Source organism: Tenacibaculum litopenaei, from assembly GCF_964514025.1.
Classification (GTDB): domain Bacteria; phylum Bacteroidota; class Bacteroidia; order Flavobacteriales; family Flavobacteriaceae; genus Polaribacter; species Polaribacter litopenaei.
The window spans coordinates 742,725-768,168 of the sequence record NZ_CAZEQT010000006.1 but is presented as its reverse complement, the minus strand read 5'-3'; the positions used below and the strand labels follow the sequence as shown (position 1 = coordinate 768,168).

24 protein-coding genes are annotated in these 25,444 nt (G+C 35.9%); 16 read left to right on the top strand and 8 right to left on the bottom strand.

Annotated elements, in window-relative coordinates; genetic code table 11:
* Window positions 1-103 precede the first annotated feature (103 nt).
* The 11 genes from ACKTS5_RS12090 to ACKTS5_RS12040 all read left to right on the top strand — a co-directional run bounded on the left by ACKTS5_RS12090 (window position 104) and on the right by ACKTS5_RS12040 (window position 8,844).
* Window positions 104-385, top strand: coding sequence for an RHS repeat domain-containing protein (locus ACKTS5_RS12090; RefSeq protein ID WP_408044134.1), 282 nt, complete (start codon window positions 104-106; stop codon window positions 383-385).
* A 136-nt stretch (window positions 386-521) separates the two neighbouring features.
* Complete coding sequence (locus ACKTS5_RS12085; RefSeq protein WP_408044133.1) at window positions 522-983, top strand: hypothetical protein; 462 nt, start codon at window positions 522-524, stop codon at window positions 981-983.
* Between the two features lie 7 nt (window positions 984-990).
* Window positions 991-1,593, top strand: coding sequence for a hypothetical protein (locus tag ACKTS5_RS12080; RefSeq protein ID WP_408044132.1), 603 nt, complete (start codon window positions 991-993; stop codon window positions 1,591-1,593).
* A 454-nt stretch (window positions 1,594-2,047) separates the two neighbouring features.
* The gene (locus ACKTS5_RS12075; protein ID WP_408044131.1) at window positions 2,048-2,305 is read left to right on the top strand and encodes a hypothetical protein; all 258 of its coding nucleotides are present in this window, start codon (window positions 2,048-2,050) and stop codon (window positions 2,303-2,305) included.
* A 333-nt stretch (window positions 2,306-2,638) separates the two neighbouring features.
* Window positions 2,639-3,133: a hypothetical protein gene (locus tag ACKTS5_RS12070; protein WP_408044130.1), complete on the top strand. Its 495-nt coding sequence runs from the start codon at window positions 2,639-2,641 to the stop codon at window positions 3,131-3,133.
* 545 nt (window positions 3,134-3,678) lie between these two features.
* Window positions 3,679-4,536 (top strand): hypothetical protein, encoded by an 858-nt coding sequence (locus ACKTS5_RS12065; protein WP_408044129.1) that lies wholly within the window; start codon window positions 3,679-3,681, stop codon window positions 4,534-4,536.
* Window positions 4,537-4,883: 347 nt separating this feature from the next.
* Window positions 4,884-5,225: a hypothetical protein gene (locus tag ACKTS5_RS12060; protein WP_408044128.1), complete on the top strand. Its 342-nt coding sequence runs from the start codon at window positions 4,884-4,886 to the stop codon at window positions 5,223-5,225.
* A 434-nt stretch (window positions 5,226-5,659) separates the two neighbouring features.
* Complete coding sequence (locus tag ACKTS5_RS12055) at window positions 5,660-6,175, top strand: hypothetical protein (protein WP_408044127.1); 516 nt, start codon at window positions 5,660-5,662, stop codon at window positions 6,173-6,175.
* A gap of 593 nt (window positions 6,176-6,768) precedes the next feature.
* Window positions 6,769-7,497 carry a hypothetical protein gene (locus ACKTS5_RS12050; protein WP_408044126.1) on the top strand — a complete coding sequence of 243 codons (729 nt, stop codon included), beginning with the start codon at window positions 6,769-6,771 and terminating at the stop codon, window positions 7,495-7,497.
* Window positions 7,498-7,709: 212 nt separating this feature from the next.
* Window positions 7,710-8,213 carry a hypothetical protein gene (locus ACKTS5_RS12045; RefSeq protein WP_408044125.1) on the top strand — a complete coding sequence of 168 codons (504 nt, stop codon included), beginning with the start codon at window positions 7,710-7,712 and terminating at the stop codon, window positions 8,211-8,213.
* A gap of 70 nt (window positions 8,214-8,283) precedes the next feature.
* Entirely contained in the window at window positions 8,284-8,844 is a 561-nt protein-coding gene (locus ACKTS5_RS12040) for a hypothetical protein (RefSeq protein ID WP_408044124.1), read from the top strand.
* Window positions 8,845-8,917: 73 nt separating this feature from the next.
* Here the strand turns inward: ACKTS5_RS12040 and yidC are convergent, their stop codons facing one another.
* Both yidC and ACKTS5_RS12030 read right to left on the bottom strand, forming a co-directional pair.
* The gene (yidC, locus tag ACKTS5_RS12035) at window positions 8,918-10,792 is read right to left on the bottom strand and encodes a membrane protein insertase YidC (RefSeq protein ID WP_408044123.1); all 1,875 of its coding nucleotides are present in this window, start codon (window positions 10,790-10,792) and stop codon (window positions 8,918-8,920) included.
* A gap of 182 nt (window positions 10,793-10,974) precedes the next feature.
* A complete protein-coding gene (locus ACKTS5_RS12030; RefSeq protein WP_408044122.1) occupies window positions 10,975-12,588 on the bottom strand; it encodes a CTP synthase in 1,614 nt (537 codons plus the stop codon).
* A gap of 217 nt (window positions 12,589-12,805) precedes the next feature.
* Between ACKTS5_RS12030 and rpmH the strand changes: the two genes are divergently transcribed.
* Together rpmH and carB are read left to right on the top strand one after the other, a co-directional pair.
* The gene (gene rpmH / locus ACKTS5_RS12025) at window positions 12,806-12,967 is read left to right on the top strand and encodes a 50S ribosomal protein L34 (protein ID WP_408044121.1); all 162 of its coding nucleotides are present in this window, start codon (window positions 12,806-12,808) and stop codon (window positions 12,965-12,967) included.
* A 108-nt stretch (window positions 12,968-13,075) separates the two neighbouring features.
* Entirely contained in the window at window positions 13,076-15,928 is a 2,853-nt protein-coding gene (gene carB / locus ACKTS5_RS12020) for a carbamoyl-phosphate synthase large subunit (protein WP_408044120.1), read from the top strand.
* 78 nt (window positions 15,929-16,006) lie between these two features.
* Here the strand turns inward: carB and ACKTS5_RS12015 are convergent, their stop codons facing one another.
* Genes ACKTS5_RS12015 through ACKTS5_RS11990 form a run of 6 tightly spaced genes read right to left on the bottom strand, consistent with a single transcriptional unit; the run spans window position 16,007 to window position 22,203 of the window.
* Window positions 16,007-17,104 carry an exonuclease domain-containing protein gene (locus tag ACKTS5_RS12015; RefSeq protein WP_408044119.1) on the bottom strand — a complete coding sequence of 366 codons (1,098 nt, stop codon included), beginning with the start codon at window positions 17,102-17,104 and terminating at the stop codon, window positions 16,007-16,009.
* A gap of 34 nt (window positions 17,105-17,138) precedes the next feature.
* Complete coding sequence (locus ACKTS5_RS12010; protein WP_408044118.1) at window positions 17,139-17,798, bottom strand: YggS family pyridoxal phosphate-dependent enzyme; 660 nt, start codon at window positions 17,796-17,798, stop codon at window positions 17,139-17,141.
* An 11-nt stretch (window positions 17,799-17,809) separates the two neighbouring features.
* Window positions 17,810-19,048 carry a DUF1015 domain-containing protein gene (locus ACKTS5_RS12005; protein ID WP_408044117.1) on the bottom strand — a complete coding sequence of 413 codons (1,239 nt, stop codon included), beginning with the start codon at window positions 19,046-19,048 and terminating at the stop codon, window positions 17,810-17,812.
* 3 nt (window positions 19,049-19,051) lie between these two features.
* A complete protein-coding gene (locus tag ACKTS5_RS12000) occupies window positions 19,052-20,005 on the bottom strand; it encodes an NAD(P)-dependent oxidoreductase (RefSeq protein WP_408044116.1) in 954 nt (317 codons plus the stop codon).
* 39 nt (window positions 20,006-20,044) lie between these two features.
* Window positions 20,045-21,112, bottom strand: coding sequence for a 3-phosphoserine/phosphohydroxythreonine transaminase (gene serC, locus ACKTS5_RS11995; RefSeq protein ID WP_408044115.1), 1,068 nt, complete (start codon window positions 21,110-21,112; stop codon window positions 20,045-20,047).
* A 29-nt stretch (window positions 21,113-21,141) separates the two neighbouring features.
* Window positions 21,142-22,203 carry an acyl-CoA reductase gene (locus ACKTS5_RS11990; RefSeq protein WP_408044114.1) on the bottom strand — a complete coding sequence of 354 codons (1,062 nt, stop codon included), beginning with the start codon at window positions 22,201-22,203 and terminating at the stop codon, window positions 21,142-21,144.
* A gap of 71 nt (window positions 22,204-22,274) precedes the next feature.
* Here ACKTS5_RS11990 and ACKTS5_RS11985 point away from each other — a divergent pair, with 71 nt between their 5' ends.
* The 3 genes from ACKTS5_RS11985 (at window position 22,275) to ACKTS5_RS11975 (ending at window position 25,314) form a co-directional block, all read left to right on the top strand.
* Entirely contained in the window at window positions 22,275-22,625 is a 351-nt protein-coding gene (locus ACKTS5_RS11985; RefSeq protein WP_408044113.1) for a 4Fe-4S dicluster domain-containing protein, read from the top strand.
* Between the two features lie 114 nt (window positions 22,626-22,739).
* Window positions 22,740-23,513 (top strand): DUF6503 family protein, encoded by a 774-nt coding sequence (locus ACKTS5_RS11980; RefSeq protein ID WP_408044112.1) that lies wholly within the window; start codon window positions 22,740-22,742, stop codon window positions 23,511-23,513.
* Between the two features lie 127 nt (window positions 23,514-23,640).
* Window positions 23,641-25,314, top strand: coding sequence for a sodium:solute symporter (locus ACKTS5_RS11975; RefSeq protein ID WP_408044111.1), 1,674 nt, complete (start codon window positions 23,641-23,643; stop codon window positions 25,312-25,314).
* Window positions 25,315-25,444 lie beyond the last annotated feature (130 nt).

Sequence of the window (25,444 nt, the reverse complement as noted above, 5' to 3'; positions counted from 1 at the left end):
AAATATAAAAGCTACTTTACATTAAGTTGTAAGGTAATTTTTTATACAGTTAGTACGAAAGAACAAGCTAAGAATCTCTGAAAATTCGTATTTTTGAGCTGCTATGAAAATTGCTATGCCTGTATACTATTTTGGAAAATTTAAAAGGTGTTCCCATTGTTATCAAACGCCCAATACGTTGTTTTTTGCTAAGCAAATTGATAAATACGCTTACCAAGGACATGAAAAAAAAATTGAAACTGGAATGGAAGCATTTCAATTACGTTTATGGGATAGTAGAATTGGTAGGTGGTTAACTGCTGATCCTGAAGCTGAGTTCCATAGTCCTCCTGTAGTTATGGGGAACAATCCAATTAGGAAAATTGATCCAGATGGGGTGTCATAAAATGGGCAACTCGGAATAACCTTAAAAATAGTAAATATAAAGATGAGTTTAAATCAAAAAGTGAATTTCGGAGAGCTAGAAGAAAATTAAAGAGGCTTTATAGAAAGGCTAGAAGGAATTCGAGAACTTTAAAGGAATGGATAATAAAATTGATGAAGTAGATAAAGTGTATACCATATTTACTGTAAATGATATTGGAGGGGGAGCTACGGGTCATAAGGAAGGTAATATTGAAATATCTGTTAATCAAAAAACAATTGCTGATTATACGACAAGTCAAGATACAAATACTTTGGCACTTACAGCACCCGAAGGTGCTCATGCTTGGTTGCATCTTATTGGAGAGGAGCCAGAAGATATTACAGAAGTAATACCAAACTTTTGTTTTTATCGTTCAACAGATGAAGAGAGATATAATCAACTTAAGATATTAAGAGAAACGAAAGCGTCTTTTTTTGGAAATCAAGCAATAACTGATTTTATTCACAATGGAATCAAAGGGCTGAAGAATAAAGAGTTTTATAATATTAATCTTCTTAACACAAATTTTATGATGAAATTGAATGGTAAAATGTTTAGGAATGAAAATTTAAACTAAAAAAAGTATGACTATTCAAGAATTGAAAGTGCTAGATATCTTTAAATTTATGATATTAATATTCCTTTGTAAAGGATGTAATACTGTAAAGCCAATTGTTAAGAATAATCAGATTAGCCACAATTGTGAATTGGTAACAAAGAATATTAATGAGAAAAGAAATTTTATTTTTGATAACGAAAATTTTGATTACGAGTATTACATTGATTTTGTAAAAAATGTTAGAGATGGAATCTTTATTACTTTTTTTTATGAACAGAATCCTTATCATAAATATTTAGTTTTAAAAGATTTTAATTTTGATAATAATACAATTACAATAGAAGTAAATAAGAAATTAAAAAATAATAATGAACTTATAGATATTATTAACTCATTCAATTCTGTAAAGAATAAAAAGGAGTTTATTTACAGTCGCTTAGATGAATCTACTAATCAAGTTATTTTTGTCTTTGAAATGAGGAAAAATGGAGAAAGATATATGAGATTTAGTTCTATAGGTAACCTCAATTTTGAATTATCGAAACATAATTTAGAAAATAGTATTGAGTTACAATCTGTTTTTGGTTTAATAGAAGAATGTATGGATGTTTATTGGGACTCTAAATAGAAAATGATTCCCCCGCTCCCAGACGAATGAGCAATAAAGACTGTGCTAACGCACGAATCCTTTCGTGTGGCGAGTACGAGTAATAAACAAAAAATATAAAAGCTACTTTACATTGATTTGTGAGGTAGTTTTTTTATGCAGTTAGCACGAAAAAGCAAGCCAAGTCTCCTTGATAATCCGTATTTTTGAGTTGCTATGAAAATTGCTAAGCCTGCACACTATTTTAGAAAATTTGAAAGATGTTTCGATACTTATCAGGGGCTCCATAGGTCGTTTTTTTTCTAGGAAAATAGATAAAAATGCCAGTCAAGGTCAAGATAAAGATACTGAAACATTGAAGGAAGTATACAGGCAGGTATTTTGTACTTATTCTGAACACAGTATAATGAAGTGGGAGGAATTAGTGCTGGAGGTGGTATAGAAAGTAACTTATTAAGAATAAAATTTTAAGATTATGGAGTTAAAAAGTAAGAACAAAATAGATAAAAACGGTAAAATATTTAGTGATGAATTGATAACTGAAAAGCAAGGTTATGATGCAATGATATACATGCTTGAGTATTATTATAATGCGACCAATTCGAACGATTTGACAGATATTTTATGCGCTGGATACTCATGGGAAGATGGTATACCTCTTGACTCTGCCTATTGGGAATATTGGCTTATTGCTGTGGATGCAATTAAAAACAAAAAAAAATCTCCAAAATAAAAGAGGAATGCTACTCCTTCTTTTGTGACGAAAACTGAACGTCAAATAAAAGTAAGTGCGTGTGATTCAGATCTTAAATACGACATATACTTATTGATACCTAACGAGCGTAGTGCAATTATTAATTTTGGTCGTGGCAAAGGACATGTTGGTTTTATTATTGGTAAAAATTCGAAACGCAATTATATCGGGCGGTAACCAAAGCAATCAGGTGAAGTATTCTGCATTTAGAATCAGTAAAAAGTTTCATTTTGTTTACCCTTCAGATTTCACACCTGATTATAGTTTACTAAGAGTAGATGTTAATGGGAATACAAATTTTAAAAATATAAGATGATGAGATATTTAATGATACTTATTTTTATTTTGGGATGTAAGAAAAAAGCATCTACCAATTTTACCAAAACAAATAGTAATCTACAAGAAGAAGTGTTAGTTAAGAGGTATAAAAACAGGGCTTTAGATTCTTTGTTGATAGGCTATGATTACATTTATACTGATACACAGAAGAACCAAGTTATAGGTATAAAAAAAATAAATGAGATTAATATTAAGTATCTATTTTTGAAACAAAATAATGAATGTTTTGATAGTATTGGTGGCTTAGTTAAATTAAAACCAGATATTGAAATTGATGAGGATGATGAAGGTTATTCCATTCCATTTAAAGTTTATTCTTTAGAAAAGAAGAATGATTATTTCGAAATAAGGATAGATGCCGACTCTAGCAAGTATTGTAAATTTATTACAACTTTTAAAAGCGCATGTGATAATAATACATATGTTTTAATGAAGAAGACTAAAGAACCCCTACACCTTGACATGTAGCTTTAGCGTAAAGTCAAGAAATAAAAGGAAGTGTAAAAAGAAACGATAATTTAATAAGCCATTTGTAATGGCAAAAGGAAAACTATCTTAATCTAGTAATTGAGGTAGTTTTTTTATACAGTTTGCGGGTAAAAACAAGCTAAAAATCCCTGAAAATTTGTACTTTTGAGTTGCTATGAAAATTGCTAAGCCTGCACACTATTTTAGAAAATTTGAAAGATGTTTCGATACTTGTCAGAGGCTCAATAGGTCGTTTTTTTCTAGGAAATTAGATAAAAATGCCAGTCAAGGTCAGGAAAAAGATTTTGAAACTACAAAATCTGTATTCGAGTTAAGAATATACGATCCACGTATTAAAAGTTGGTTGACTACAAGTTTCATGTAGGGAGTATCAGAGATAATTTATTATACTTTTCAAATTCGTATTATGAATCTAGTGCTTCTCCAAGTATTGACATATTTTTTGAAGACAAGATGGCATATGATGCAGTCAAAACACATATTAGTAAGCAGATTGAATTTTACTTTAAAAATTAATTTATATCATGAAAAAGAAAATATTATACCCTTTAATAGCATTAATGACTTTTTTTTTGTTAGTAAAGTATTATAATTACCATAGTATTTATGCTAAGTATGATGAGGAAATTATAGAACTCAGAGATAGAGCTTTTAATTTTTTTATTTACACAGGAGATGAGGATTTGACTTCAGAATCTCATTTAGAAATGCTCGATTTTTATTTGTCTGAAAATGGTGGTAAAAAAATGTTAGAAGATGGTTATAGAGTTGTTAAATCCAAAGATAAGAGTAAATATATTTTTTATGTTTTCGGAAAAGATAAAAAAGATAATAACATGAATTACCTGCCGCTTAATTCATTTAATGAGCGGGAAGAGAGCTCTTTTAAGAAACCCTCTTTTTTAGAGTATCTCACTGGGAACTTTAGAGATTATGACGTAATTCTATTTGAATATAGAAACACGAATAATAGTTTTTTGTATAATGGAAGCTTCTTTAAAAACAAAACCCTGTTTCTGGACGCTAATGGTAGGAAAGTAAAAAAAGCTTTACTGAGAGAGATCATTGATAATATATACAGTATAGAAAAGAATTACTTAGGTAAAAATAGATGGGAAATATCTTATAAGGAAGTAGGTGTAAAGAAAAAGTATCGACAATTATTTTTTAAAATTGACGGGCAAATGATAACTTGTTTGAATTCTCTCGACTTTTCAGAAGAAAAAATAAAAGAATTAGAGGCCGATTTAACCAAGAGTATTTTAAAAAAAATAGACGGAACGAAAGAATTAGATTATGGCTTTTTTTCTATTTTACACCCAGGGCCTCTCCTTGATAGTTCCATTGTTGGAAACAGCGAGAGCTTAAAGAAAGTTAAATAAAACGGATATAGTTTAGCCATTTGTAATAGCAAAACGAGAAGTTATAAAAGCTACTTCATATTAGATGATAAGGTAGTTTCTTTTTCGCTAGTTCGCATGAAAGAACAAGTCAAGTCTCCTTGATAATCCGTATTTTTGAACTGCTATGAAAATTGCTATGCTTGCGCAATAATTTAGAAAAATTGAAAGTTGTTTCTATTCTTGAAAGAGCTTCAATAGGTTAGTATTTATTCTGTTTTTAAGGTTTTGATAGTCATTGATTTATGTGGTATAGGATGACGCGCGAATGATCTATAAAAACTTATTACAAATAAGCAGAAGCAAGTGTTATTGGATAAAGTATATTTATGATGAATGATAAATTAAACAACTTGATACAGGATGAAAAGTTTAAAGAACTTATTTTCTCGAATATCAAAGTTTCAAGACCGATGTCAGTTTCTAAGTTTCTGGAGATATATAAGTTAAGAAAAATTGGATTTGAGAAGAAAAAACTAAAAACGCAAGTAGAGGAATTTGAATGCATAATAAAATCTGCAGAATCCCTTATTGAAGATGAGGATCAGATAGTAGGAGTAACTGTAAAGCTTAGAGAAACAATTATATATTACTATAATAATGATTTTACTAAATTTTTAGGGCAATTATCAAGTTCTCCAGCTCCCGCACGTATGATAGATAAAGAGTAGTCTTCCAAACGAATCCTTTCGTGTGGAGAGTACGAGTAATAAACAATAACTGATAGGGTAGCGTATTAGATTTAGAAAGATAAGTACTTTTATGTTAGGTGTTATTAAGTAAAAATTGAAAATATATAAAGCTGCTTTATGTAAGAATTAGGAGGGAGAGATGCTGTTTTTTGATGAAATCAACTGTTTTTGAGTTGGTTAGTTTCTCTGAGGCGAATAGTTTAGGTTCAATGACTGTAAGGTTACATAGAATTAAAAGGCTGGCTGAAGTGCAAGTGTATGTTGTAGTTTTTATAGTGTTATCGGAATCAATTAACAAAAATCAAATTAAACATTAAAACCTATATAAGTAAATGAGATATCTGTGTATTATTTTTTTCGTATTTCTAGTATCTTGTTGTAAAGAAAAAAAAGCATCGTATAACCAGAGAAGGATGGTTTTTTTACAAAGTTATAGTACTTTAGATTATGAGTTAGATTCTAAGATGAATCAACTAAAACTAACTGAAACATTTATGCTATTAGATGAAATTAGAAAAGAGTCTATCTCTCAAGAAAAGTATTATTTCGATTTGTTTAAATTTCGTTTATTTTTACTAAAAGGGAATAAAGAAGAATCACTCAGGTATTTAGAAAGTATTAAATTGATTAATCCAATGATGTGGCATTTTTATAAAGGAGTCTTGCATGAATTTTTGGAACCAGATTTAACGTTAAGTATTTCTGAGTATAAAAAATCTTTGGAGCTATGTAAAGATGATTTTTTTAGAATTTATTTGTTTTTTTTGATTAATAATGATGTGGATTTATTTTTGGAAAACCTTAAAGGTTATGATATTAAGGCTTTTAATTTTTTTAAGAAGGAATTTGAGCTGAAATCGAATTTATTTCGAGAATCTATATTATTAAATGAAGTTCTTAATAACAGTTTATTTTTACCAGAAAATTAGTAAAATCTCTAATTTCCGATAGTTCGGGCGTGCAGTCCGTGCCCAATTCGAGTATGTAAATCATAAATATAAAAGCTACTTCATATTAGATGATAAGGGTAGTTTGTCTATTGTTAGTTCGCACGAAAAAACAAACCAAGTTTACCTGAAATCATATATTTTTGAATTGCTATAAAAAATTGCTATGCTAGCACCGAATTTTAGAAAATTCAAAAGGGTACCATTATGATTAGAGGTTCGATAGGAGAGTTTTAACGAAGAAAATGGATAAAAACGCCTATCAAGTACGTGGAAAAGACCCAAAGACTGATAAGAAAGTCTTTCAATTAGGTTTTGAGATATGAGGACTGGTAGGGAGGAGGCTGATTTGATTCTTAGTGTAATAAAAAAGAGTAGGGGTGTTTTTTTGGATTAAAGACAAACATTGATGATTTCCCGCTCTCGCCAGTATAGGATTCGTAGTGAATACAAGGATACCAAAGAGCATAATGAATCAGTTTATGAATGTACCTTAACGGTATTACCGTTCTAAACTTAGGGCAATGAAAACCCACAACTAAACTAATCTATAGAAAAACCTAAATTTTTGATACATGAGAAATTTACTTTTGGTTGTTTTTTTAATAGTTATTTCGAAATCGAGTTTTTCGCAGATTGATTTTGAAGCACATATTAATGCTATCCAAAAAGAGGAACTTATATCCGAACTTTTGGAAGGTGAGAGAAATGTGAACAAAAGCAGTGTTGACTATGCTATAGCTTTTCTGAAGGAGAACGGAATTTCCAAAAAATACATTACCAATAGAAATTTACTGAAGAAAATAGAGATGGTGGGCTATAAAGATTCATCATATCTCGACTTTCAAGGAGTACTGTCTTCGAAGTTAAAGATTGCGGTGTCATTGAGGTTTCAAAAATTTGTGAAAGCCGAACATAAAATAAGTAATTCTGGAAGAATTCAGCAGAAGATAGACGGAAAAATACCTCATGGCGCATATTACCGAGGGGTATTGCCTGTTTTGGAAATCGATGATTTGCAGATTGAAATAAATGGTAAAAAAATAGTGATTCCGAGAAATGTGTATGCGAATTACTATGATGTTGCGCTTCCTGGTGACCAGCTTGTTTCAAAGCCAATAGAGGTTTATACATCGGAAGATGGGGAGTACATCTTTATTTACTTCTTTGGAGGAAAGGCTGCCGGAAGATATTTTACCAAACTAATATTCACTAAGGAAAAATACATAACCCATATCACTGCGGGGTATTTCCAATTGTATAGGTGGAAAGCTATGCAAAACCCACATTTTTTGGGGTTTTAAAAAAGGAATATACCTGGTATTTTTAGCAGCATTCGTTAAGGCTACTAAACAAAATGAGAACCTCCTAACAAGGTTACAGGTGGTGTTGCTTTTAGCTCCGTTTTTAAATCAAAAAGTACAAAATATCGATTTTGCGAAAGTACTTTATAAGAGAGCATTATGCGTCAAAAGTAATTTTAAGAGGATTCTTAGCACTATAAACACATAAAAAAATGATAGAAATTCATAGCGTAAATGAGACCTTTGCTGTAGAAAACAAAGCGATACCCCAAATAGCATTTTCGGATGTCCCTCGAGTTTATTATAAACTGACTTTATCAAATACGGAGTGCATTCTACAGTGTGCTAGTACGGTGATAAAACCAGTTGTAAATAGTTTCGCTGACTGGTTGTGTGTCGGAATAGATCAGAAAGTGGTCATCCTTGAAAAATCAAATTTTAAAGTGTTGATAGAAAAGATCTTGGTGTCCAATTTCTATACTTTTGAAGTATTTAAAGGAAAATTACTCATCATTGCGGAAGTAGAATTGTATTTAGTTAATTTTGAGAGCGGAGTATTTCTTGGAGGAATTATGTTGAAAGATTTACTTGTTGACTATGTCATTAACGATGATAGTGTCACAGTAACCTATTGCGATGGTGAATTGGAAGTTTTTTACGAAGAAGACTTTTACAAACATTCCCAGTCTTTGCAAATCAATTCTGAGGAAGCTTAGGGATTTGTTCGCAGCCAATAAGTTAGTAGTAGTGTTCAAAATGTTGATTTTTGTATTTAAATAAAATAGTATGTATAGAATAGTAGTGTGTTTTGCTGTACTGTGTTTGGCCGTATCATGCAAGAAAGAGAAGAAAGCAGAACAACCAGAAAAAGAAATCGAGGAAACTGTGAAAACACAGGTCAAACAGACGTCGGATAAACCAGTTGATTTCTTTGAGATTTTAACCAAAGAACTGCAACCGACATTGAATTTAGTTTCGGTGATGACTCGTGATTTTGATAAGAGTATCGATAATTTTGAAGATGATTTTAAGGAGGGCTTGCGAATACAGCGAGAAGCCCGGTATAGTAATTCCAAGAACAAGGCTTTAGTATATGTCAAAGAGTACCGCTGTAAAAGTCCCGATTTTTTGAAGTATATCAAGCGAGTACTGCGTAAAGGAACCTATACAGAAACTATTGATTTTGATGGGGAATCGCACGATTTGGTAATGCTTTATATCAAAGCACCCCATACCTATTTTGGTAGAGATGAACAAACCTTGTACCTTGCTTATGTAAAAGCGACCTATAATCAGGAATTCATCAATGAAGTTGAAGCTGTTTTTGAAAGCTCGATGAAAGAATAGAAAGCCCCTAGATACCATAAAAAAATCCCGCAAATTACTTGCGGGATTTTTTATGGGTAATAGAAGTAATTAATTACTTCTTGTTTTTAGTTTTTTGTTGCGCGGCTTGTTGCTCTTGCGCTTGCTTCATAGCTGCGTCTAGGCGCTCACGGAACTTACTTTTCTTAACGGGCTTTTTCTTATTCGCTTCTATTTGTGCGTGAATTTTAGCCTCATCAATAACGTAGTTTTTAATAACGAACATGATGGTGATGGTCAATAAGTTCGAAATAAAATAATACAAACTCAATCCACTTGCGTAGTTGTTAAAGAAAAATAACATCATAATAGGAGAGAAGTAGATCATCCATTTCATCATTTTGCTCATATCAGGCATCCCCTCTTGCGGTGGAGCTTGCATATTCGCTTGCTGACTTTGGTTCATTCTCATATAGAAGAAAATAGCAATCGATGCTAATATAGGGAACAAACTTACGTGGTCACCATAAAACGGTATATTAAAAGGTAACTTAAAAATGATATCGTATGACGATAAATCGTTTGCCCATAAAAAGCTCTTTTGTCTAAAGTCAATATTGGTCGGGAAGAACTTAAATAGCGCAAAGAACACTGGCATTTGTAATAAGGCAGGAATACATCCTGACATCATACTCACCCCGGCTTTTCGCTGTACCGCCATTATTTCCTGCTGACGCTTTAAGGCATTTTCATTCCCTGGATATTTTTTGTTGATTTCCTCCATTTCTGGACGAATTACCTTCATTTTAGCACTTGATAAATACGACTTGTACAATACCGGTGAAAGTAAAATACGAACGACAATGGTCATCAAAATAATGATCAACCCGTAGTTTCCTACAAATCCTTTTAATACGTTAAAAACTGGATAAAAAACCCAACGGTTTAAGGTACCGAAAATTCCCCATCCTAAATCAGCAGTCTGGTCTAAGTCAGTTCCTTTAAAGGTTTTTAATAAATTGTAATCGGTAGGTCCGTAAAACCATTCCATGTTGTAGTTCAACTCACCATTGTTTAACGCTAGTGGCGCTTTTAATTCGTAAGCTTTAGTAAATACAGTATCTTTTTCTTTGTCTTTAACCAAGTCTGTAGACGTTACAGTTGCGTTGTTAAAAGGCGTTTCTGAACGTAAAATAGAAGAGAAAAAGTGTTGTTTGTACGATACCCAACTAAGGTCATTGGCAACTTCAGAGTTTCCAGGACGCAAGTATTCAACATCACCTTCTGTTTTGTAATACAACCAAGAATACATGGTGTTCTCAGTTTTCATACTTTTCTCATTGCGGAATGCGTTCAATTTCCAGTCTAAGTTTATTTGTTGCGAAGCGTTAATCACGTTCCCTAAACCTTGCGAGCGTACGGCAAAACCAACGCGGTAATCGTTAGGTTTCATTTCGTAACGGTATTCTAAAAACTTATCTTCCGCTACTTTCAATTTAAGTGTAAGTACTTCGTTTTCTCCGTTTTTAGTTTTTTGAGCTTCGAATACGACGTCTTGAGTATTCAATACGCGATTGTCAGTGGTCCCAAAATTGATATTAAACGTTGCGTTCTTATCTTTTATCAAATACAATGGAAGTGAATCGTAGGTTTTGTAATTTTTGATGAGCGCTTCCACAATTTGTCCACCTTTGTGATCGATGGTTAATTTTAGTACCTCATTCTCGATAGACGTTACACCTTCTTTAGCGCGCATAGCCCCATATGAAAAGGCTCCCAATTTGTTGTTCAGTGCAATTTGACGCAGTGAGTCATTGAGGATGGCAGTCGTATCTTCAGTAGTAGCGGCAGCTTGTGTGCTCGTTTGCTCAGTAGGAGTCGTTGTAGTTTCTGTAGTTTCTGGTTTTGATGAGTTCATCCACCAAAAAAGAATTCCCCCTAATAATAACATTCCTATAAAGGAATTGAAATCGAATTTTTTTTGTTCCATTGATTTGTATTAATAATGTCAACCTGTCAGTTATGCTTCTCTATGTCATAGAAAAACCCGACAAATGTACTAAAACCATCAGTAATTTTATAGGTTTTGTACGGATTAATTTTGTCTGCTTAAGTAGTTCAAAGGTCGTTCCAAAGCAAAAAAAATCCCGCAGTCTCTTGCGGGATTAAATGTTATTTTTTGGAGTGTTTCAATGAAGCTTTGATGAAATCCACAAATAGTGGATGTGGATTCAATACAGTACTCTTGTACTCTGGGTGGTATTGAACACCTACAAACCAAGGATGTGTAGGTACTTCTACGATTTCTACCAAACCGGTTTTGGGGTTTACCCCTGTTGCTTTCATTCCGGCAGCTTCTATCTGTTCTTTGTATTTGTTATTGAATTCATAGCGATGGCGGTGACGCTCGCTAATCAATTCTTCTTTATACGCTTGAAAAACTTTAGAGTCTTGTGTCAATTGACAATCCCAAGCACCTAAACGCATGGTTCCTCCTTTTTCAGTTACTTCTTTTTGCTCTTCCATCAAGTTAATCACTGGGTGTTTCACTTCAGGATTCATTTCAGTTGAATTTGCCATGTCTAACTTGAGTACGTTACGAGCAAATTCAATTACTGCCATTTGCATTCCTAAACATATTCCTAAAAAAGGAATGTTGTTTTCACGAACGTATTGTACTGCAGCGATTTTACCTTCAATACCTCGATCACCAAATCCAGGAGCTACCAAAACACCGTTTAATCCCTGTAAGCTAGCTGCTGCATTTTCAGGAGTGAGTTGCTCTGAGTGGATCCAACGTACGTTTACCTTCGTTTTATTGGCCGCACCGGCGTGGATAAAGGCTTCGGTAATAGATTTATACGAATCGTGTAATTCTACGTACTTACCAACCAAACCTATTTCTATGGTAGAGGTTGGGTTTTTGTGCTTGTCTAAAAACTTGTTCCAAGCTTTGAGCTTTGGCTGTTTACGCGTCGATAAACGAAGTTTTTCTAATACCACGTAATCGAGCCCTTCGTCAAACATCATATTCGGAACGTCGTAAATAGTTTCTGCATCCAACGACTGAATAACGTCTTGTTTTTTTACATTGCAAAACAATGCTAACTTACGCTTAATGGTATCGTTGATTTCGTGCTCCGAACGACATACTAATATGTCAGGGCTAACACCACTTTGCATTAACATTTTTACAGAGTGCTGTGTCGGTTTGGTTTTTAACTCACCAGCAGCAGATAAATACGGTACTAAAGTCAGGTGGATAACAATGGCGTTCTCTTCTCCTAATTCCCATTGCATTTGACGTACAGCTTCGATATAAGGTAGCGATTCGATATCACCGATGGTTCCTCCAATTTCCGTAATGACGATATCGTAATCACCAGTATTTCCTAAAATTTGAATACGGTGTTTAATTTCGTCAGTAATATGAGGAATCACTTGAACGGTTTTTCCTAAAAATTCTCCTTTGCGCTCTTTGTTAATTACCGACTGGTAAATGCGACCCGTAGTCACGTTGTTCGCCTGAGAGGTAGGGATGTTTAGAAATCGTTCGTAGTGCCCGAGGTCTAAATCAGTTTCTGCTCCGTCATCGGTTACGTAACACTCTCCGTGTTCGTAAGGATTTAAAGTTCCTGGGTCTATATTAATATAAGGATCTAGCTTTTGTATGGTAACAGAATAGCCTCTTTCTTGTAATAATTTAGCTAATGATGCCGCTATAATTCCTTTTCCAAGTGATGAAGTTACGCCTCCTGTGACAAAAACGTATTTAGTGTTATTCATGGTATTGTTAGGTTTGGGCAAAAGTAAGAAGTCTATCAATCTCGACAAAGAAAAACTTTAATAAAGAGTAGGTTTTAACAAAGTGATTTTTTTTCAAAAAAAAAGGATACTTGGGTTTGTCAGACTAAAAAACTATTGTATATTTGCCCACGCTTTTAGCAGACGGAATTTCACAAAAGCAAGAATTAATTAAAGAAGATATTTAAGATATATTGTAATGAGTAAAAGAACGTATCAACCATCAAAACGTAAAAGAAGAAACAAGCACGGTTTCAGAGAAAGAATGGCTTCTGCTAATGGTCGTAAGGTATTAGCTAGAAGAAGAGCTAAAGGAAGAAAGAAATTGACTGTTTCATCTGAAAACAGACCAAAGAAATAATGATTTATTATCATTAATATAGAGGTGTTACTTTTTGTTAGTAACACCTTTTTTTATACCTGAATAACTTTTTTTAACTTTATACACAACAATACAACAACTTAAGTAATGCCGAAGAGACAAGACCTTAAATCAATTTTAATTATCGGATCAGGACCGATCGTAATTGGACAAGCATGTGAATTTGATTATTCAGGATCACAAGCATTGCGTTCACTCAGAGAGGACGGAATTGAAACTATTTTGATCAATTCGAATCCGGCGACTATTATGACTGACCCGTCGATGGCAGATCATGTTTATCTTTTACCATTAACCACAAAATCACTCGTTCAAATTTTAAAAGAGCACCCTCAAATTGATGCTGTACTACCGACAATGGGAGGACAAACAGCATTGAACTTGTGTATTGAGGCTGACGAAAAAGGAATCTGGGAAGATTTTGGGGTAGAAATTATTGGAGTAGATATCGATGCTATCAACATCACAGAAGATCGTGAGAAGTTTAGAGAGCTCATGTTGGAAATCGGAATCCCGATGGCGCCACAAGCTACCGCAACTTCGTATTTAAAAGGAAAAGAAATTGCACAAGAATTTGGATTTCCTTTAGTAATTAGGGCTTCGTTTACCCTCGGTGGGGCAGGAGCTTCTTTTGTACACAAAGAGGAGGACTTTGATGAAATGTTAACACGTGGACTCGAAGTATCACCTATTCACGAAGTGATGATCGATAAGGCCTTATTAGGCTGGAAAGAATACGAGTTAGAGTTATTGCGCGACAAAAATGACAATGTTGTAATCATCTGTTCTATCGAGAATATGGATCCTATGGGAATCCACACCGGTGATTCAATTACCGTAGCGCCTGCGATGACCTTGTCTGATAAGACTTACCAAAGAATGCGTGATATGGCCATCCATATGATGCGCTCTATCGGAGATTTTGCTGGAGGATGTAATGTGCAGTTCGCAGTTTCTCCTGATGAAGAAGAGCAAATTATCGCCATTGAAATTAATCCACGTGTATCGCGTTCGTCAGCATTGGCGAGTAAAGCTACTGGATACCCTATCGCAAAAATCGCTTCTAAGTTAGCTATCGGTTATACCTTAGACGAATTGGATAACCAGATTACCAAATCTACTTCAGCATTGTTTGAGCCTACCTTGGACTATGTAATCGTAAAAATTCCACGTTGGAACTTCGATAAGTTTGAAGGTTCTGATAGAGAATTAGGATTGCAGATGAAGTCAGTAGGAGAGGTGATGGGAATTGGACGTTCTTTCCAAGAAGCATTGCACAAAGCTACACAATCGTTAGAGATCAAGAGAAATGGAATCGGTGCTGATGGTAAGAGCTATACCGATTACGCACAAATCAAAGAGAAGTTGCGTTATGCCTCTTGGGATCGCGTGTTTGCTATTTACGACGCTATCCAAATTGGAATGCCGTTAAGCAAGATCCACGAAATCACGAAAATTGATATGTGGTTCTTAAAGCAATACGAAGAATTGCACGAGCTAGAAAAAGAGATTTCAACGTATACAATTGATACTTTAGACAAAGACTTATTATTGGAAGCTAAGCAAAAAGGATATGGTGATCGTCAAATCGCACATATGCTAGGATGTTTAGAAAGCCAAGTATATAATAAAAGAGAAGAACTCGGCGTAAAGCGTGTGTACAAATTGGTAGATACCTGTGCGGCAGAGTTTAAAGCACAAACACCTTATTACTATTCTACCTTTGAAAATGCCATTGAAACGGCTGAAGGTGAGGTGACTATAGCGAATGAAAGTGAAGTTTCTGATAAGAAGAAAATCATAGTACTAGGGTCTGGACCTAACCGAATCGGTCAAGGAATTGAGTTTGATTACTGTTGTGTACACGGAGTACTCGCTGCTTCGGAAAGTGGTTACGAAACTATTATGATCAACTGTAACCCTGAAACAGTATCGACAGATTTTGATACGGCTGATAAGCTTTATTTTGAACCTGTTTTCTGGGAGCATATCTACGATATCATCAAGCACGAAAAACCAGAAGGAGTAATTGTTCAATTAGGAGGGCAAACCGCCTTGAAGTTAGCTGAAAAACTCGATCGTTACGGAATTCCTATCATCGGTACTAGCTATAAAGCCCTAGACTTAGCGGAAGATAGAGGTAGTTTCTCAACCTTATTGAAAGACAATAATATTCCGTATCCGCGTTTTGGTGTAGCAGAAACTGCTGATCAAGCCCTAGCATTAGCTGACGAATTAGACTTCCCAATTTTGGTGCGTCCGTCGTATGTATTAGGAGGACAAGGAATGAAGATCGTTATCAACAAAGAAGAGTTACTCGAACACGTTGTTGATTTACTCAGAAAAATTCCAAATAACAAGTTGTTATTAGATCACTATTTAGAAGGAGCTATCGAAGCAGAAGCAGATGCGATTTGTGATGGTGAAAACGTGTATATCATTGGTATCATGGAGCATATTGAGCCTTGTGGAATTCACTCAGGAGATTCAAATGCGACGCTACCTGCCTTTAATTTAGGAGAGTTAATTTTAGAACAAATTAGAGAATATACCAAAACAATTGCCTTGGCTTTAGACACTGTTGGATTGATCAATATTCAGTTCGCGATTAAAGACGATAAGGTGTATATTATTGAAGCGAACCCTCGTGCGTCACGTACGGTACCGTTTATTGCGAAGGCCTACAAAGAACCTTACGTAAACTACGCAACCAAAGTAATGCTAGGAGAGAAAAAGGTTACGGACTTCGATTTCAACCCACAATTAGAAGGTTTTGCTATTAAACAACCAGTATTCTCGTTTAATAAGTTCCCGAATGTAAACAAAAAGCTCGGACCAGAAATGAAGAGTACGGGAGAGAGTATTTTGTTTATCGAAAACTTGCGCGATGATCAATTCTACGATTTATACGCACGACGTAAAATGTACTTAAGTAAATAAGCACTTGCTAGTATATAAAAATAAAACCTCATTGTTAAGCAATGAGGTTTTTTTATGGTGAAAAGAGATTTCTCTATCTTAAGCGATGTCCATATCGTCAAAACGAACAATTTTTTGTACGTTGTTACGAAGTAGGTAATTTTTGATAATCGTTCGTGCTAATGCTTTGTTTTCGATAGGGGTAAGCATTGATTTTAACACGTCGAGCTGATTCTCTTGAAAGGCTAAATTGGTAAATGTATATCCGATAACCTCATTGTTTTCTATCAAAATCACGCTGTGTTCTTCAGGAGTTCTTCCTTTATCCACAATCATGAAATTGTGATTGTTAAACTCTTTAACCGAGTTTTTACGCTTGCGGATAATATTGTATTTCGGTCGCATACCATCTAGGTCTAAGTGGTATTTTAGGCGAGTTAACAAGGTGTTTCCGGTTTCTTGATAACTGACCTCGTGCACCCGCTTTAAAACCTTTTCCGCTTTGGAGGTTTTCTTTAAAAATTGCTTGTTGACCTCTTGCTTTATATTGGTGCCTCGTCCTATAAAGATGATGTTGCCTTCTTCATTATGAACGTAATAAACACCGAGTTTTTCCGGTAATTTGTCGAGTATCTTAACGATGCGCATTTTTTCGTGACGATTGTCAAAATACTTTACCGTTTCCTGAATGATTTCTTTGTTGTTGTCCTTGTCTATAAGGAGCTTAAAAAGCTTTACCGTTGCCAGTGCATCTCCGTTTGCACGATGCCTGTCCGTGACCGGAATTCCCAAATGCCTGCACAGTTTTCCTAAACTAAATGACGGTGCGTCTGGAATCAGTTTCTTACTGAGGCTAACGGTACAAAGTGTGTTTTTCTGATAATCGTAACCGAGGCGACTAAATTCAGTTTTTAAAATTCTGTAATCAAAACTGGCATTGTGTGCTATCAGTATACAGTCTTGGGTCATTTCAATAATGCGTTTGGCAATCTCGTAAAATTTCGGAGCATTGCGTAGCATTTTGTTATTAATCCCTGTTAGTTTTACCACAAAGTCCTGAATTTCACGTTCAGGATTGACCAAGCTGATAAACTGATCAATAATTTCGTGACCGTCGTATTTATATATGGCAATCTCTGTAATGCCCTCTTCATTAAACTTACCTCCGGTAGTTTCAATATCTAATATCGCGTACAATTCTTTCCCTTTTTTAATTGCTTACTCCATAAAGCTAAGCATTATAATTCCTAACACCAAATATTGAGCTACCAATTCTGACCATATTGCTTCCCTTTTCAATGGCCAATTCGTAATCACCGCTCATACCCATCGATAGTATTTCGAGGGGGTGTTGCTGTTCTTTAAGTGTTGTAAATAAGTTGTTTAGGTTGGTGAATTCTTCTCCAATTTGTGTTTGATCATCTGTGAAGGTCGCCATTCCCATTAATCCAACAACGCGTATGTTAGAAAGAGAATTTTGTAAGTCCGATGCTAAGATCTCTTGAATTTCATCAAAACTCAGCCCAAACTTGCTGTCTTCTTTCGCAATTTTTGCCTGTAATAATACGCGAATAACACGTTGGTGTTTTGCTGCCTGCTTGTTGATCTCTTGCAGTGTTTTAATACTGTCAACGCCGTGGATTAAATCGACAAAGTGTGCCATGTACTTAACCTTGTTACGCTGTAAATGCCCAATCATATGCCACTGAATGTCCTTCGGAAGAGCGTCGTATTTTTCTACCATTTCTTGGATTTTGTTTTCTCCAAAAATGCGTTGCCCAGCCTCGTAGGCCTCCTGTAAGTCACTGATCGGTTTTGTTTTTGATACCGCAACGAGCGTTACCTCTTCTGGGAGGGCTTCCTTGATGCGTTTCAAGTTCTCTTTAATCATATTCTGTATTGCTAAAATTCGTAAATCGTAATGGCGCTGCGTAACTTCGGTTCGATATAGGTGGTCTTTGGAGGCATAAGTGCCCCTCCGTCGACGATACTTTTTAATTCATCGATGTTCGTCGGGAGCATTCCAAAAGATACTTTAAAACTACCTTCATCAACTTTAGTCTTTAATTCCAGTCCGCCTGACTTGTTTTGCGAATAAATAATTTTTTTACTGTTGCGTATATCTTCAATTCCCAAGATGGGTTTTAGCACTGTCTGATATAGAATTTGAGCGTCTAATTTGCTCAGTGCATCACTGAATTCATAGGCCGACTTTCGGAGGGTCAAGGCGTAAAAATTACCGTCCAAATACATGGTGAATTGATGCTTTTCTTTGGGTTTGTACAGTTCTAAACCTTTGTTTTCGATTTTAAAAATAGTGTCCAATTCCATCAAAAACTCTTCTGAACTCAATCCGTTTAAATCGCGAATAAACCTGTTGAATTCATAGATACATAACTGACTCTCGGGAAGTAGGTAGCTCATAAAGAAGTTATAAGCTTCCGTTCCGTCATGTGACGGATTGTTTTTGGCTAGGTTTTCGGCTAGCATACATGAGGAAGTCGAGCGGTGATGACCGTCGGCTATGTAAAGCGTGTCGATGTTTCGAAATGCTTCAGTTATTTTTACTACGTCCTCGTCGTCGTTAATAACCCATAAAAAATGCAAGTCCTTGTCCGTAGTTGTAAATTCGTATTCAGCACGCTGTGCTTGGTATTTTTTGACGATATCACTAATGACATCATTGTCGGGATAGGTGAGGAGCACGGGCTCTGCATTGAATCCTGTATTTTTGAGGTAGTCTTCAAACAATAGCTCACGTTCGTGCAAGGTACCTTCGTGCTTTTTGATAATATCGTCGTGGTAATCTGCCACCGAGGTTGCGGCGATGATACCGCAAAATGTTTCATTAGGGGTAATCTTTTTGTACAAGTAATACGCCGCTTTGGTGTCTTGTGTAAAATACCCATCCTCTTTGAATTCCAAATACCTGTTATGCACTAATTTAAAGCGTTGTTCACCCGTTACCTTGTCCTGGTGATACTTGTAACCAGGGTTAATAACGTGCAAAAAAGTATAAGGATTAAAGTCTAATTTTGCATTTAGGTGATCCGTTTCGTAAATCTCATACGATTTAGAAGAAACGAGAGCTACCTTGTCACGAGTAGCTCTTACCGCTTTAAAAGGTTTAACTTTTGCCATAGTTTATTCAGCGAGTAACGCAATAATTTGTTTTGATAAATCACTTCCCGATTTTGTTTTTGCTTCTTGAGTTAAGGTAGCAATATTGGGTGTAAGTGATAGGTCGGTATTCATTAAAAGTTGAATTTCTGGCCTTGGCTGACTCTCGAATACATCGAGTCCAGCAAAGCGAACTTTTCCACTCTCAATAGCGTTTACTAAAGCCACTTCGTCAATTAATCCTCCAGCAGCGGTATTCACGATCCCAACACCATCTTTCATATGCTCAAAGTGTTCTTGGGTAATTAAGTGACTGTCTTGGTTTTCGATGTGCAAGGTTAAGAAATCCGCTTGCTTTAATACTTCTGCATAAGGTTCTGTCGCAACTTGAATGTCTATTTGTTGCCCGTTGTAGAAGAGTACAGCAATTGATTTTTCTTCGCTGTAGTCTCCACTAAAAATAACGTTCATTCCCATTCCTAGTGCTAAGCTAGCTACCTGTTCAGCATCTGCAGTATCACCGATGATACCCAAGGTTTTTCCTCGAAGTTCAATACCTTCTGAGAACTCTTTTTTAAGTGCATTAAAGCGGAGTTCTCCTTCGAGTGGCATTTCGCGGTTTGCTTGTGGTAAAAATCGCGCCATCCCCAAAAGGTGGGCAAATACCAATTCTGCAATGGCATTCGCAGTTCCGTCTGCACTGTGAATTACGTGAATTCCGTTGTCAGCTGCAAACTCGACGTCTATATGATCGAGGTTAGTACCTTGATGCGCTATTAATTTAATACTCGGGCAAGCCTCGAGCAGTTCGGGATGTATTGTTGTATTCTTGGTAATGATGAGGGCATCGATGCCTTCGTCATTGATAAAATTCTGAAGTTGCTCCTGTGCAACCTTAGTAACTACTACTTCAAATCCTGCATTTTCCAAAGCGCTAATTCCGCTTTGCGCCAGTCCGTCATTTGCTAATATCTTCATTATCTATACTCTAATACGTTGTATAAACGCGTTGTTTTATTATTGTGCTTTGCGTTCGAACTCTTGCATGACATCTACCAATGCTTGAACGCTGTGCAAAGGTAATGCATTATACATACTTGCCCTATATCCACCCACACTTCTATGTCCGTGCAATCCATTGATGTCAGCTTCTTGCCACATCGCATCAAATGCGGTTGCGTGATCCGGATTGGTCAATTGGAAAGTAGCATTCATGATGCTGCGATCTTCCGGAGCTACCACGCCTTTAAATAGGGGGTTTCGGTCGATTTCAGCGTATAATAAAGCTGCTTTTTTCTCATTTACTTTTTCTATAAACGGAATTCCTCCGAGATCTTTTAACCACTGCAAGGTAAGCATAGAAACGTACACAGCAAACACAGGAGGGGTATTAAACATACTATCCTTGTCGATATGTGTTTGATAATTGAGCATCGATGGTATAGCGCGCTCAACTTTTCCTAACAGCCCTTCCTTTACAATGACCAAAGTGGTTCCGGCAGGCCCCATGTTTTTTTGAGCTCCAGCGTAAATCAAATCAAAGTTTGTAAAATCGAGACTTCTGGAAAAAATATCAGAACTCATATCGCAAATTAAAGGAACCTCAGTTTTTGGGAACGATTTCATCTGAGTACCGTAAATAGTATTGTTGCTGGTACAGTGAAAATAGTCGGCATCGGTTGGGATGTCGTAATTTTTTGGGATATAGTTAAATCCCTTGTCCTCTGATGAAGCAACTTCTACCAAGTCACCAAATAATTTGGCTTCTTTTATGGCTTTGCTACTCCAAGTTCCGGTATTTAGATACGCTGCTTTTTTATTCAATAAATTATACGCAGTCATCAAAAACTGGTTGCTGGCTCCTCCTTGTAAAAATAAAGCGTGATAGCCTTTTCCTTCCAAGCCTAGTAATTCTAAAGCCAGTGAACGCGCACGCTCAATGACATCTACAAAAGGCTTACTTCTGTGTGAAATTTCTATCAGTGATAAATTGTCATTATTAAAATTTACCACGGCTTCTGAAGCTTTTTGCAATACCTCTTCTGGTAAGATACAAGGTCCGGCGCTAAAGTTGTGTTTTTTCATAGGGTGTTATGTTGTGTTGTTGTTTTTGTTTAAAGTTTGTGTAAAAATTCCAAGGTATTTACACCATCTGCGTAGTCCCATAGCTCAGGGAATTGAGTTTTTCCGAATGGTATATGCCCCGCAGCAGTATCTGAACTTACTACGCATTGAATTTGTTCAGCGTCGTCTGCTAATTTTTGGAGTAAACTATCTTTGGTATCGTAATACTCGTAAAATACAGAAGCTATTGGAGAGGCGTAACTCGCATCTTCTTTGATCATTAAAAAACCATTCTCTAAAATGTCAAATTCACTCATGAGGTATACGGCTTTGTTGTAGTCGTAATTATTGGCGTATTTGGCGTTATTTATAATTTCATGGCGGTTGTACATTCCTCTAAAGAAAGCATCAAAATCATAGTCTTTAGGTACAAAGAGCTTGGAAACAGAGCGGCATCCTAACCCGAAATAACGAAAAACGTCTTCACTGAGTTGTTCTAAGTCATCACTGCTTTCCGTACCGCTGAGCACGGCTACTGAATTTCTGTTTTTTCTGATGATACTCGGTTTGTCTTTGAAATAATGTTCAAAATAACGTGCCGTATTATTGCTTCCAGTGGCAATCACAGCGTCGAATTCAGGGAGCTTTTCTTCCGTAAATTGGATTTTTCCCTTTAATTCTGGACAAACATACTCCAAGTACTTAGCTAAGAAAGGGAGTAAATGCTTATCGTTTGACGATTGTTTTACGGTAATAGTATGCCCTGAAATAAGAACCGATAAAAAATCGTGAAATCCTACCATAGGGATGTTTCCAGCCATAATAACAGCGATGTTTTTCGGAGTATCGATGCCTTTCTCAAAGGGTGCTGTCCACGTTTCTAGAGCCTCTTTACTGAGAGCTTTAGACCAATTTTCCGTTGCGAAAAGCAAATTTTCTTGGGTAAACCAAGTATTGCGTTCTGCTGCAACTTTTAATTGATGTTTGAATCCATCAAAAAATAGATCATTAAATTGTATCTCTTCTTTTTGAGTGATACCTTCACGACTAAACTGACTTAAAAACCTTCCGAGTTGGTAAAACGCTTCTACGCGTGTTGTATTCGTATCCATTTATATTGGTTCTAAATTAAATTGGAACTATTTTTGTGCCTGCAAAGTTACAAAACTGAAAGAGATTTATTATGGCAATTATAATAACTGATGAATGCATAAACTGCGGAGCTTGTGAGCCAGAATGCCCTAACACGGCTATTTATGAGGGTGCAGAAGACTGGAAGTATGCAGATGGTACCGATTTAGAAGGAGATATCGTATTACCGAACGGAAATAAGGCGAATGCTGAAGATGAGCAAGAACCGATTTCTGATGAAATATACTACATCGTTGCCGATAAATGTACAGAGTGTAAAGGATTTCACGAAGAACCACAATGTGCGGCAGTATGTCCTGTAGATTGTTGTGTTCCAGATGATAATAATGTGGAAACGGATGAGGAGCTTTTGGCAAAACAACGTTTTATGCACAACGATTAAAAGAGAATCAAATGATTGATACAGAGCCTGAGAATGTTAATTCTCAGGTTTTTTTATGTCTTTTTGTAATGCTGCTAAAAAATTACGACTGATGAGTATAAACTAAAAACAAACATGAGATTAGCAACTGTACTCGTAGCACTAAGTGTAGTGCTCAGCGCCTGTAAAAAAGAAACAAAACAAAAAGAGCAAATTCCCGAAAAAGTAATTGCCCAAGCAAAAGCGCCTACGTATCCTGAAAGTTTAGCAAAAGTGTTTGAAAAGCACGGAGGAATCGCTACGTGGAAGAAAGCGAAAACCATGAGTTTCAAAGTGAATGACCAAGAACATACCGTCGATTTACACACGCGTAAAACAGTGGTGAATACCGATGCCTATTCTTTGGGATTTGACGGAGAAAATGTGTGGTTACATCAGCAAGATTCTACCGCTTTTAAAGGAAATCCAGAATTTTACTACAATTTGTACTTTTATTTTTACGCAATGCCATTTGTTTTAGCCGATGATGGAATTGTCTACAGCGAGGCAAAACCCTTAACTTTCGAAGGAAAAGAGTATCCAGGTGTTAAAATTTCGTACAAAGCCAATGTGGGTACCTCTCCCGATGATAATTATTTTATATATTACAATCCCGAAACTTTTCAGATGGAATGGCTAGGATATACCGTGACGTATTTCTCTAAAAAACCTTCAGATTCGTTTAATTTAATTAAATACGACCAATGGGAATCTGTTAATGGACTCTTGTTGCCCAAAGCGATTACGTGGTATAAAAAAGATGAGAACGGAAATCCTGATGCTCCAGCGAGAGCTCCTATAGAGTTTTCTTCGGGTTTAGTTAGTGAAGCTGCTTTGGCTCACAGCTTTTTTGTAAAACCGAAAGAATAATTAAAACTACATATAAATGACCTCCCCAAAATACAAGTGGAAAAAAGAATACAGCTGGGTGCTGTTAGCCAATGTAATTTACCTGATTTTATTTTACGTATTAACGAAAATGTATGCCGCTTAAGCTATGGAATTAGTCGATTGGATAGTATTGAGCGCTACGTTACTTTTTATCGTAGGCTACGGAATTTGGAAAACAAAAGGAAACAACAGCGTAGAAGAGTATATTAAAGGAGGAAATTCAAGTAAATGGTGGACAATTGGGTTGTCAGTAATGGCAACTCAAGCGAGTGCCATAACTTTTTTATCAACACCAGGACAGGCTTTTCACAGCGGTATGGGCTTTGTTCAATTTTATATTGGACTCCCTATTGCAATGGTGATTATTTGTTTGGTGTTTATTCCGTTGTACCACAAATTAAAGGTGTTTACCGCCTATGAGTACCTGGAACAGCGCTTTGATGGAAAAACCAGGATGCTGACGGCTTTCTTGTTTTTGGTGCAACGCGGATTGGCTGCAGGAATAACAATTTATGCTCCAGCCATCGTATTGTCAACGGTGTTAGGGTGGGATCTGATCACTCTAAACATATTAATCGGAGTCTTAGTAATCTTATATACCGTATCAGGAGGAACGAAGGCCGTAAGTGTTACTCAAAAACAGCAAATGGCAGTTATTTTTGCCGGGATGTTCGTAGCATTTTATGTCATTTTAGATAAGTTGCCTGAAGGAGTTGATTTTTCGAGAGCTCTTGACATTGCAGGAGCGAGTGATAAGATGAATATCTTAGATTTTTCTTGGGATTTAAATAACCGTTATACCGTTTGGACGGGGATTTTAGGAGGAACGTTTTTAATGCTTTCCTACTTCGGAACGGACCAAAGTCAAGTACAGCGCTATTTATCGGGAAAGTCGAGTAAAGAAAGTCAACTGGGGCTTATCTTTAACGGTTTACTAAAAGTGCCTATGCAGTTTTTTATCCTACTCGTAGGAATCATGGTTTTCGTGTTTTATCAATTTAACAGCAGTCCTTTACACTTTAATCCAAAAGCAGAACAAGCCGTTCGAGTATCTAAACACAGTGCCGCTTACGAAAAGCTAGGAGAGGAGCATAAGAGCATAGAACGTCAAAAGAAAACCTTGCTAACTGCTTCCTTAACACCGGAGGTAAAAGCCAGTTTAAAGCGTCTGAATGCAAGGGATGCCGAATTAAAAGCTGAGGCTAAAACATTGATTAAACAAGCCGATGATACTGTGGTTTTGAATGACAAAGATTACGTGTTTATTCAATTTATTTTAAAATACTTGCCCACGGGATTAATAGGTTTGTTGTTAGCCGTAATTTTGTCGGCAGCCATGTCATCTACAGCTTCTGAGCTCAATGCGCTGGCCTCTACAACAGCCATCGATTTGTACAAGCGAAATGTTTCACGAGATTACGATGAAGCGCATTATGTAAAAGTCACAAAGTTATTGACGTTTGGTTGGGGTATTTTGGCCATAGTTGTTGCCTGTGTGGCCGATCTATTTGACAATCTAATTCAGTTAGTAAACATTATAGGGTCCTTGTTTTACGGAAATGTTCTCGGAATTTTCTTGTTGGCCTTTTTTGTTAAATTTACCAGAGGGAATGCGGTTTTTGTCGCTGCAATTATTACGCAGTTCGCAATTTTTATCCTCTATAAAATTGACTATTTTTCCTTTTTGTGGTTGAATGCCGTAGGTTGTATCATCGTCATGGTATTGGCGGTTTTCATCCAAGCTTTAATGGAGGGTAGACAAGGCTCGTTAGTGGAATAGCGATACCTAAACTATTAGAATTCTCAGAAGAATGAATTTTGAATCGACTTTGTATTTTCAGAATTTATTCAAAATATAAAATAAAAAGCGGAAAGGTACCTTTTCGCTTTTTGCTTTTTCTCCGTGAGTA